Annotated in this window: 13 protein-coding genes; 7 read left to right on the forward strand and 6 right to left on the reverse strand. The window is 68.4% G+C overall.

The genetic code is table 11. The annotated features are described in order from the left end of the window. Positions 1–304 (forward strand): ROK family protein (locus tag FXN61_RS43015; RefSeq protein ID WP_167979598.1); only part of this gene is annotated, 304 nt, incomplete at its 5' end. Positions 305–756: 452 nt separating this feature from the next. Here the strand turns inward: FXN61_RS43015 and FXN61_RS43020 are convergent. Then, positions 757–1,239, reverse strand: coding sequence for a hypothetical protein (locus FXN61_RS43020; RefSeq protein ID WP_246292915.1), 483 nt, complete (start codon positions 1,237–1,239; stop codon positions 757–759). A gap of 177 nt (positions 1,240–1,416) precedes the next feature. Here FXN61_RS43020 and FXN61_RS43025 point away from each other — a divergent pair, with 177 nt between their 5' ends. From FXN61_RS43025 to FXN61_RS43045, 5 genes are all read left to right on the forward strand, one after another. Then, a complete protein-coding gene (locus tag FXN61_RS43025) occupies positions 1,417–2,151 on the forward strand; it encodes a lysophospholipid acyltransferase family protein (protein WP_167979606.1) in 735 nt (244 codons plus the stop codon). A gap of 22 nt (positions 2,152–2,173) precedes the next feature. Next, the gene (locus FXN61_RS43030; protein ID WP_167979599.1) at positions 2,174–2,686 is read left to right on the forward strand and encodes a polyadenylate-specific 3'-exoribonuclease AS; all 513 of its coding nucleotides are present in this window, start codon (positions 2,174–2,176) and stop codon (positions 2,684–2,686) included. Positions 2,687–2,762: 76 nt separating this feature from the next. After that, positions 2,763–3,791, forward strand: coding sequence for a 6-phosphofructokinase (locus tag FXN61_RS43035; RefSeq protein WP_167979607.1), 1,029 nt, complete (start codon positions 2,763–2,765; stop codon positions 3,789–3,791). Positions 3,792–3,959: 168 nt separating this feature from the next. Further along, positions 3,960–4,316: a putative quinol monooxygenase gene (locus FXN61_RS43040; protein ID WP_167979600.1), complete on the forward strand. Its 357-nt coding sequence runs from the start codon at positions 3,960–3,962 to the stop codon at positions 4,314–4,316. Between the two features lie 3 nt (positions 4,317–4,319). Next, positions 4,320–6,137, forward strand: coding sequence for an FAD-dependent monooxygenase (locus FXN61_RS43045; protein WP_167979601.1), 1,818 nt, complete (start codon positions 4,320–4,322; stop codon positions 6,135–6,137). Between the two features lie 34 nt (positions 6,138–6,171). On the opposite strand, the gene FXN61_RS43050 is transcribed toward FXN61_RS43045, so the two are convergent. The 5 genes from FXN61_RS43050 to FXN61_RS53700 all read right to left on the reverse strand — a co-directional run bounded on the left by FXN61_RS43050 (position 6,172) and on the right by FXN61_RS53700 (position 9,362). Next, a complete protein-coding gene (locus FXN61_RS43050; RefSeq protein WP_312878437.1) occupies positions 6,172–6,549 on the reverse strand; it encodes a nuclear transport factor 2 family protein in 378 nt (125 codons plus the stop codon). Beyond that, positions 6,546–7,004 (reverse strand): cupin domain-containing protein, encoded by a 459-nt coding sequence (locus FXN61_RS43055; protein WP_167979602.1) that lies wholly within the window; start codon positions 7,002–7,004, stop codon positions 6,546–6,548. Before FXN61_RS43055 ends, FXN61_RS43050 begins: the two co-directional genes overlap by 4 nt. 11 nt (positions 7,005–7,015) lie before the next feature. After that, positions 7,016–8,503, reverse strand: coding sequence for a flavin-containing monooxygenase (locus FXN61_RS43060; protein WP_167979603.1), 1,488 nt, complete (start codon positions 8,501–8,503; stop codon positions 7,016–7,018). Between the two features lie 77 nt (positions 8,504–8,580). Continuing rightward, entirely contained in the window at positions 8,581–9,030 is a 450-nt protein-coding gene (locus tag FXN61_RS53695) for an IclR family transcriptional regulator (RefSeq protein ID WP_312878438.1), read from the reverse strand. Further along, on the reverse strand, positions 8,946–9,362 hold the full coding sequence (locus tag FXN61_RS53700) for a helix-turn-helix domain-containing protein (RefSeq protein WP_246292917.1): 417 nt from the start codon (positions 9,360–9,362) through the stop codon (positions 8,946–8,948). Before FXN61_RS53700 ends, FXN61_RS53695 begins: the two co-directional genes overlap by 85 nt. Positions 9,363–9,401: 39 nt before the next feature. On the opposite strand from FXN61_RS53700, the gene FXN61_RS43070 reads away from it, so the two are divergent. After that, positions 9,402–9,838: SDR family NAD(P)-dependent oxidoreductase (locus tag FXN61_RS43070; protein ID WP_167979604.1), on the forward strand; the 437-nt coding region annotated here is incomplete at its 3' end.

Below are 9,838 nucleotides of genomic sequence, written 5' to 3' on the forward strand. Positions count from 1 at the left end.
CGACCCGCTCGCCAAGCGCGCGATGGCCGACCTGGCCCGCTGGCTGGGCGAGGGCCTGGCGCTCGTCGCGGACGTCTACGACCCCGAGGTGATCGTCATCGGGGGAGGGGTGTCGGAGTCGGCGCCACTGTTCCTCGACGACGCCCGCGAGCGCTACTCCTCCGTGGTGACCGGCGCGGGCCACCGTCCGCTGGCCCGGATCCGCACCGCGCAGCTCGGCGACGACGCAGGCATCGTGGGCGCCGCGACCCTGGCCCGCGAGATGGCCGCGTCGATGGCCAAGAACAGCGCCCGCCGCTCCTGACACACCGATATATCAGTTAGTTCGATGCCGCTGACCTGCGTCTTAGCAATGAGTCTTTTGACTTCGTCCGCAAAAGACTCGTTGCTAAGGCATGGGAAGCGTCGGGTGCCTGAGCGCGATCGCGATGCACCGGAGGCGCTACGCCGTCGCCGCTCTTAGTGAGGCTTGGCGTGGAAATGAGTGTCGCGGCGGGCGTGTCGGGGATTGTTCGCCCGCCGCGAACACTCCGTCTGAAATGCCGGGGTGGAGCCGGAGATCAGCGGCCGAGCAGGCGCAGGATGCGCGGACGGCGGCGCTTGGCGCGCTCCGCGTCCTTCTTGCCCAGGGTCGCCATGGCGCGGGCCATCATCAGGTGCTGCATCTGGTCCATGCCGACACGAAAGCATGACCGAATCGTTATCTGAAGGTTTGAGTGGCCGTTATCACGTCGTTACCGAACGGGACGTGACGTGTCACACCTGGGCGCCGTCGTCCCATCCCGAGTCCGGCGGCGGGGTGTTGCGCATGCGCAGGATCAGCCAGCCGACGCCGGTGCAGAGCGCCACGAGGGACAACGGGGTGCCGATGCGCGACTGCAGTCCGAAGAGGCCGGGAGCGACCAGCAGGACGATGCCCAGCACGAACAGGCCGAGTGCCGCGAGCGTGGAGGCGCGCAGGACCGGGAACGGCGGCGGCTCCGGCGGCACGTAGTGGTCCTCGTCGTCCCGATCTCGGCGTTCGGGCTCGTCCACGACGTCCGGTGTGGTGTCGTCGGCCGTGTCGTCGCGTGACTTGAGGTCGCTGTGCACACTCTCGGGGCCCGCCTCGTCGAAGTCGAGCCAGTCTTTGCCGACCCCGTCCCGCTCGAGACCCGCGACGATCTCGGCAAAGAGCTCGTCGACGTTCTCGGGGCCGTCGGTCGAGTCGCGCCGGGCGTTCATCCAGAGCCTCTCCATGTGCCGCAACCCTCTTGACCCCTCATCGTTGCACGGGCGGGATGTGTTGCGGGTTACGGCAGTCGGCTCAGTCATGGCCGTGACGCACTACTTTGAGACTCGTTGTGTGAGGTGCGGTCGGCTCCGTAGGCTGGCTACCGGGATCAAGGTTCGGTGTCTAGGGAGGCGCTTCCCGCTGTGCTGTACTGGATCATGAAGCACGTCCTCCTGGGACCTCTTCTCCGGCTGTTCTTCCAGCCGAAGATCATCGAGGGCGCCGAGAACATCCCGAAGGAGGGCGGCGCGATCCTGGCGAGCAACCACCTCGCCGTGTCCGACTCCTTCTTCCTGCCGCTGATGCTGTCGCGGCGCGTGACCTTCCCCGCCAAGATCGAGTACTTCACCGGCACGGGGATCAAGGGCAAACTGCAGAAGTGGTTCTTCTCCGGCGTCGGCCAGGTGCCGATCGACCGGTCCAGCGCGTCCGCCGCGCAGGGTGCGCTCGACACCGGCGTGCGGATCGTGCGTGAGGGCAAGCTGCTCGGCATCTACCCCGAGGGCACTCGTTCGCCCGACGCGCGCCTCTACAAGGGCAAGGTCGGTGTCGCGTGGATCGCCCTGGAGTCCGGTGCGCCGGTCATTCCCGTGGCGATGTTCGGCACCGACAAGGCGAACCCCATCGGCTCGCGGATGTGGAAGCCTCACCCGATCCGCATCAAGATCGGCAAGCCGCTCGACTTCTCCCGTTACGAGGGGCTGTCCGGCGACAGGTTCGTGCTGCGGTCGATCACCGACGAGATCATGTACGCGTTGATGGAGCTCTCCGGTCAGGAGTACGTCGACGTCTACGCGGCGAAGGCCAAGGAACAGGCCGCGAACGTGCCGGAGCAGGCCAAGCCGTCCGACCGGGTGCCCGAGACGAAGGCGAGCTGACCGCAACCCCTAGGGTGTTGCGGTGCGGTTCTTCTACGACTGTGAGTTCATCGAGGACGGGCTGACGATCGATCTCGTGTCGATCGGTGTGGTCGACGAGGAAGGCCGCGAGTTCTACGCCGTGTCCACCGAGTTCGACCCCGAGAAAGCCGGGCCGTGGGTGCGGCAGAACGTCCTCAACCAGCTTCCGTCGCCCGCGGACAAGGCGTGGCGCAGCCGGGCTCGCATCCGTGAGGATCTGCTCGACTTCCTCAATGCACGCAACGCCGCCCGCGACGAGGTGGAGCTGTGGGCGTGGTTCGCCGCCTACGACCACGTGGCGCTGGCGCAGTTGTGGGGCGCGATGCCGGCGTTGCCGCGCGCGCTGCCCCGGTTCACCCGCGACCTGCGGCAACGCTGGGACGACGTCGGCAGGCCCAAGCTGCCGGCCCCGCCGGTCGACGCGCACGACGCTCTCGCCGACGCGCGCCACAACCTCGCGCGGTGGAAGGTGATAGAGGAGCATCGGCGCAAAATCGGGTTTCCCGTCCGGTAAGTGAGACCCGCATTGCTGCACCGATACAGCTCGTGAAAGTCTGAGTGACACAGGACACGAGAGATTGGGCAAGCAGATGCGCATCGGTGTGCTCACTGGCGGTGGTGACTGCCCCGGTTTGAACGCCGTGATCCGGGCCGTGGTCCGCAAGGGCATCAAGGCACACGGCTGGGAGATCGTCGGGTTCCGCAACGGGTGGCAGGGCCCGATCGAGAACCTCACCAAGCCGATCGGCCTCACGGACGTCGAAGAGATCCTCACCCGCGGTGGCACCATCCTGGGCTCGTCGCGCACGAACCCCTACAAGGTCGAGGGCGGCGTCGACCGCATCCGCGAGACCATCGCGGAGAACCAGATCGACGCGATCATCGCGATCGGCGGCGAGGACACCCTCGGTGTCGCCAAGCGCCTCACCGATGACGGCATCGGCGTCGTCGGTGTGCCGAAGACGATCGACAACGACCTCGGCGCCACGGACTACACGTTCGGCTTCGACACGGCCGTGCACATCGCGACCGAGGCCATCGACCGCCTGCGCACCACGGCCGAGTCGCACCACCGTGCACTCGTCGTCGAGGTCATGGGCCGGCACGCCGGCTGGATCGCGCTGCACTCCGGTCTCGCCGGTGGCGCGAACGTCATCCTCGTGCCCGAGCGCCCGTTCAGCGTCGACAAGGTCGTCGAGTGGGTCGAGCGCCGCTTCGAGCGCGAGTTCGCGCCGATCATCGTCGTCGCCGAGGGCGCGATTCCCGAGGGCGGCGCCGAGGTGCTGCACTCCGGTGAGCGCGACGCCTTCGGTCACGTCCGCCTCGGCGGCGTCGGCCAGTGGCTCGCGGAGGAGATCGCGACCGCGACCGGCAAGGAGTCCGCGCCGGCGATCCTCGGCCACATCCAGCGCGGTGGCACCCCGACCGCGTACGACCGCGTGCTCGCCACGCGCTTCGGCCTGCACGCCGTCGACGCCGTCGAAGCCGGTGACTTCGGCACCATGGTCGCGCTGCGTGGCACCGAGATCGTGCGCGTGAAGCTGTCCGAGGCGACGGCCGAGCTCAAGACCGTTCCGACGGAGCGCTACGAAGAGGCCGAGGTCTTCTTCGGGGCCTGACCCGAGGGCGATATATCGGATATTGAATGCCGTATACCAGGCGTGAACACGCCTGGTATACGGCATTCTGCATTGGGTGGTCCCGCTCGCTGGGACTCGCGTTGTGATCGCTCGCTCGCCGGCTGCGATGGTGAATTCACCATCTGTTGAGCAGTCGTGGGAGGCCTCATGAGCGACGCGCGTGTCGTACTGCCCGAACCGGACGCCGGTGAGACCGGGCCGTACACCCACCTGGGTTTCGCCACGGCGAAGCCGGGCTGTGAGGACCAGGTCGAGGCGCTGATCCTCGGCCTCGTCGAGCCGTTGCGCGCGGAGACGGGCTCGATCGAGTTCCACATCCACCGCGACCGCGCGGACCGGTCGCAGTTCGTGATCTACGAGATGTTCCGGTCGAAGCAGGACCTGGAGAAGCACCTCGCCGAGCCGTACGTCCAGGAGTTCGTCCGCGAGATCCAGCCTCTGGTCGAGGGGCCGCTGCGCCAGCAGTTCCTGCGCATGTGCAGCGACCTGCCGGAGGTGGAGTAGACCGTGGGCCTCCTGATCCTCGCTCTGGTGACCTTGCTCCTCCTCGTTGCCCGGCGGCTGTGGGGCAGTCTCACCAAGAACCCGCTGCCGCAGGTCACCGCACGTCCCGGCAGCGGCTTCCTGACCCGCCTCGGCAAGTCGAGGACCAGGCCGGCGAAGGTACCGATAACCGCGAGAACCGCGCCACCGGCTCGGCTGCACCGGTACGACTGCGATGTGCTCGTCGTCGGCGCCGGCCCGAGCGGTCTGATGACGGCGGCGCTGCTGGTCCGCCAGGGTGTGCGGGTGTGCGTCGTCGACGCCAACGCCGGCCCCGCCACGGAGTCGAGAGCCTTCGCCGTCCAGGCCCGCACCATCGAGCTGTTCCGCAGCATCGGACTCGCTGAAGAACTGCTCCGCCACGGTGTCGTCACCACCGGAATCCGCTTTCACATCAAGGGAAAGCAGGTCGGTGGCCTCGACTTCGACAGGGCCGGTGCGGCGACCACGCCGTACCAGTTCATCCTCATGGCGCCACAGTCCGAAGTGGAGGAAGTGCTGCTGCGCGACCTCGCGCGGCACGGTGTCACGGTCCGCCGCGGCACGCGGCTCACGGAACTCCAGCAGACAGACGAGGCCGTGACCGCAGTGCTTCGCCGGGACGACAAGCCACGCGTCGTCACCGCGCAGTACGTCGTCGGCGCGGACGGCGCCCACAGCACCGTCCGGCAGCAGCTGGGAATCGGCTTCGAGGGCGACAAGTACGCCCAGCGCTACCTGCTCGCCGACTGCAAGGTCGAGTGGCCGCTGGACCACGCGCACTTCCGGGTGTTCATGAACGGCAACCGGATCGGCCTCTTCCTGCCCCTCAAGGGCGCTGAAACGTCGCGTGTCATGGTCACGGACTTCGGTGAGCCGGGAGCGGCCTTCGAGCTGGAGAACCTGCAGGACGAGCTCCGCAAGGCGATGAACCTGCCCGTCATCCTCAGCGCCCCGATCTGGACCAGCCGCTACCAGGTCCACCTGCGCGGCGTCGACGACTACCGCCGCGGCAGGGGATTCCTCGTCGGCGACGCCGCCCACATCCACTCCCCGGCGGGCGGCCAGGGCATGAACACCGGCCTGCACGACGCGGCCAACCTGGCATGGAAACTCGCGGCCGTGATCAGGAACGACGCGGACGCGGATCTGCTCGACACCTACTCCGCGGAACGCCATCCCGCGGGAGTGCGCCTGCTGAAGTTCACCGACCGCCTCTACCGTGTGGCAGCCGGACTGAACGGATGGCAGGCGTGGCTGCGTGACACGGCAGGGCCGTTCCTGATCGGACGGATGTCCAAAGTCCCTCTGCCGCACCGCAAGTCGTTCCACCGCCTGTCGCAGCTGAGTCTCGGCTACCGGCCGAGCGAGATCAACGTCAACGAGCTGCTCTACTCGCTCAAGGGTCCGCTCGCCGGCCATCGCGTCCCCGACGCCAAGATCAACGACCGCGAGCAGATGTTCGACCTGCTGCAGGGCTATCAGCTGCACGTGGTCGCGTTGTCGCGCAAGCACCTCACCGCCGACGAGATCGCGGACCACACGGCCCGGCTCGACGAGCTCGGCGTCACGACCCACCTCGTCGCACGGGTCGAGGCCAGGCCGGACGAGCGCGTGCACCGGGCCGACTCAGTCCAGGTCTTCGAGCACTACGGCCTCACCGAGCCGGACTCGCAGGCCCTCTACGTCGTCCGCCCCGACGGCCACGTCGCGTGGCGCATGGACGAGCTCGACGTCGAGGCCTGCAGGAGCTTCCTCGCGACGTTGCACCGGCCGGCATCCCCGGAAGTCCAAGCAGCATGAAAGTCGGGCCCGGGAAGGCAAACCGGGCCCCACTTCACGTCATCGCCGGCGATATGTCCATGTGCACGCGATAGTCCACGATCTTGTCCTCGGACATCCAGATCACCGTCACACAAGGCAATGCGAGCGGCGTGCCGTCCCGCGCTTCGGTCTCGATGGTGAACCGGCAGAACAACTGGTCGTCCACCTCGGCGATCTGGTCGATCACGTGCCGGACCCACGGCAACGCACCCGCGGCACCTGCCGTCGCCGCCATCACGGCGTCACGGCCGACCAGCGGCGGGTTGTTGCCGAAGGTGTAGGAAGCGGTGTCGGCGAACCAGGAACCGAACGCCTCCGCGTCCCCGGCGTCGACCGCGGCGCACATCAGCCGCACCATGTCTGTGCGGTCAAAAGACACAGGCTTGTTCACGGCTTCTTCTGCAACGAAAGGCCGTGCCGCGTCATGATCTCCGCGACCAGCTTCATGTCGCGCGGCCCCGGCGGCAGCTCGGACAGCGCCTGGTAGTAGTTCTCCAGTCCCGGCGGCGACACCACGGCCACCACGCGGGTCTCTTCGTCGAACGGGTTGTGGAACATGTGCGGCACGCCGCGCGGCATCAGCAGCGAATCGCCTTGCCCCAGCACGTGTTCCTCGCCGTCCAGCTCGACGACGACCCGTCCCTGGACGCACGTGAACAGCTCGTCCTCGCGGGTGTGGATGTGCGTGGGTGGACCGCCGAGGTTCGGCGGCACGACGTACTCGAACAACGAGTAGGCGCCCTTGGTGTCCGCGCCGGTCAGCCGGGTGTAGATGCCCAGGCCGATCGCGCCGACGTTCGTGCCCTCACCGGTGCGGTAGACGTGGTGCTTCACGGGGGTCTCCATGTTCTTCAACCTCATTTCGACGAGACGTCCACCGGGACCGTGGCCGCGTGGGCCTCGAGCCGGGTGAGCAACAAGGGCGTGACCTTGCGGTACGCCGACGGTGCGACGGGGTTGAGCCAGTGGGAGGCGCGGGTGAGCCTGCCGATCTGCAGACCGAGGTCCGCCAGCACCTCGTCGGCGTTGTGCAGCGAGAACGGGATGATCTTCGTGCCGCGGCAGTGGTGCGTGTTCGTCGCCTCGTCCATGAACGCGAGCTGCGCGGCCACGTCTGCCCGCCGTGCATCGGCGTCCGGCAGCGAGAGCGCTCCCGCCATGTCTGCCGCGATCCACAACGCGGCCATCTCCGCGTTGAGGGGGCTGAAGAACGACGAGTTGTAGCCGTTGAAGTACAGGCCGGGCACGCCGATCGGCTGGATCTGCCGGTACAGCGCGAAGTTGCCGCGCTCGTCGAACAACCGTTCCTGCACGGCCGCGGGCAGGAACGGCACTCCCTGGGTGAACCCCGTGGCGCAGACGATCAGGTCGGCGGGCAGCACCGTGCCGTCCGAGAGCACAGCGCCGTCGGCCGTCAGCTTCGCGATGGTCATGTCACGGTGTACGCGGATCGCGCCGGACTCGACGCCCTCGAAGAACCCTTCGGTGGCCAGGCCGATCGCGCCCTTGACGATGTCCTCCATCTGCCCGGACGGCACCAGGCCGTGCCGTGCGAGGCCGAACTGCCGCACCGACACCGAACCGACCGAGTTGAGCATCGAGCGCCGCATCCGGTTCGCTGGGCCGTGCAAGAACTTCTCGAACCCGCGCAGCCACCGGTAGCGGAACAACGCCTCGCCCATGCGGGTCAGCAGCAGCATCTTGAAGTTGACGACCCCGGCGATCTTGCGTGGGACCTTCCACAGCAGCTGCCGCGCGATGACGTCCGTGCTCGCGGCCACGCCGCTGATCGGCACCGTCACGTCACACGCCGACTTGCCGTAGCCGACCACGAGAACGTGCCGGTCCCGTGCTTCCTCGGCGTCGTGGAAGTCGGTGCCCGCGAGCACCCGTCCGCCGGCCGCCTCGAACTCCTCACGGCCGGGAAACGCCGGCATGGAGGGCTCGCAGAACACGCCGTTGGCCACGACCACGCGGTCGTACCGATAAGTCGTTCCTGTGTTCGTGGTCAGCTCCCACGCACCGTCAACCGGCACGACGGACGTCACCGTCGTCTCCAGGCGCAGGCAAGCGTCCACGCCGAAGTGCCACGAGTACGCCTCGAGGTAGGCCTGGACCTGGGCGCCCGTCGGCCACTCCGGCAGGTCCTTCGGCATCGGGAAGTCCGAGAACGAGTACTGGGCCTTCGGGCTCTGCGTGGTGAGGCCGGGGTAGCGCCGGGTGCGGCTCCACACGCCGCCGACGTCCGGTGTCCTGTCGAACACCTCGACCTCGTGCCCGGCCTGCAGCAGCACTTTCGCCGTGGTGAGCCCGGCGACTCCGGCACCGATGATCGCGACTCGCATCCTGGTCCTCCTGGGTGAGGATGTGACGGACCACACTGTGGAGCGCTCCCACGGTCACCACCAACCGGAAGTCCCGGCTACTGGGACTCCCAGCGGCGGGTCGAGTAGGCGCGGCTCGCCGCCGCGGCCGCCATCCGCACGGCGGGACCGATCCGTTCGGGACGGACGGCCGCGCTGGGCCCGGTCACCGACAGCGCGGCGGCGGGTTCGCCGGTCGCGCCGAAGATCGGGGCCGCCACGCAGCTCACGCCGACGTTGCCCTCCTCCTTGTCGTAGGCCCAGCCGCGGTCGGGGATCGCGGCGAGCTCGCGGCGCAACGCCGTGGGGCTCGTGATGGTGCGGGGTGTGCGGCGTTCCATCCCGGCGGCGATCACCGCGTCCACGGTGGACGGATCCGAGTAGGCGAGGATCGCGCGGCCCAGGCCAGAGCAGTGCGCCGGGATCATGCCGCCGACCTGGGACAGCATCGGCATCGGCCGGTGCCCGGTGATCTTCTCCACGACCAGCACACGGGTGCCGTCGAGCACGCCGAGCTGACCGTGACGCGGGCGGCGGCGTAGAGGTCCTGCAGGAACGGCAGCACGGCCTCGCGCAGTTCGTGCCGCACAGGAACGAGGCCCGACAGCTTGAACAGCCCGGTGCTGATCCGGTAGCGGTCCTGCGGCTTGTCGAGCCAGCCGAGCTCGATCATGCGGGCCGCCGTGCGGTGCACGGTCGAGCGCGGAAGCCCGGACCTGCGCACCAGTTCGGCGAGGCCCAGCTCGCGATGGGAGACGTCGAACGCGTCCAGGATCGCCGCCGCGCGTTCGAGTGAACCGCTCGGCTCGGTGGACTGCGAGTCCCGGTCACTGGGACTCATCCTTGGTCAGCCTCTCGCACACGGCGACTGTAGGAGCTCATGGACGCAAACACCACGCGGGTCGCGCTCGTCGGGGGCGGCGCCGGCGGAATCGGTGCGGCAACGGCCGCCGCGCTCGTCGAGAGCGGGCATCGCGTCGTGCTGGCCGGACGCACCGAAGCCACGTTGAAGGAGACGGCAGCGGCGCTCGGCGAGGCCGCGGACCACCTCGTCTGCGACCTCGCCGATGCTCGCGAGGCCGCCACGGTCGTGACCCACGTCCGCGATCGCTACGGCTCGCTCGACGTGCTGGTCGTGAACGCGGGCGGGCCGTCACCGGGCGGCGTCTTCGAGGTGCCGGACGCGCAATGGCACCGTGACCTCGACCTGTTGCTGCTCGGGCCACTGGCGTTGCTGCGCGAGGCGTTGCCGGCGATGGCGGCGCGTGGGTTCGGCCGGGCCGTGGTGATCACGTCGACCGCGGTGCGCAGCCAGCC

Origin of the sequence: Lentzea indica (assembly GCF_012184385.1) — a bacterium.
Taxonomy (GTDB): domain Bacteria; phylum Actinomycetota; class Actinomycetes; order Mycobacteriales; family Pseudonocardiaceae; genus Lentzea; species Lentzea indica.

Bases quoted from the DNA above. Each gene is read 5' to 3' on its own strand.
- FXN61_RS43020 (WP_246292915.1), bottom strand. From the start codon at position 1,239: ATGGAGAGGCTCTGGATGAACGCCCGGCGCGACTCGACCGACGGCCCC.
- FXN61_RS43035 (WP_167979607.1), top strand. From the start codon at position 2,763: ATGCGCATCGGTGTGCTCACTGGCGGTGGTGACTGCCCCGGTTTGAAC.
- FXN61_RS43040 (WP_167979600.1), top strand. From the start codon at position 3,960: ATGAGCGACGCGCGTGTCGTACTGCCCGAACCGGACGCCGGTGAGACC.
- FXN61_RS43055 (WP_167979602.1), bottom strand. From the start codon at position 7,004: ATGGAGACCCCCGTGAAGCACCACGTCTACCGCACCGGTGAGGGCACG.
- FXN61_RS43060 (WP_167979603.1), bottom strand. From the start codon at position 8,503: ATGCGAGTCGCGATCATCGGTGCCGGAGTCGCCGGGCTCACCACGGCG.
- FXN61_RS53700 (WP_246292917.1), bottom strand. From the start codon at position 9,362: ATGAGTCCCAGTGACCGGGACTCGCAGTCCACCGAGCCGAGCGGTTCA.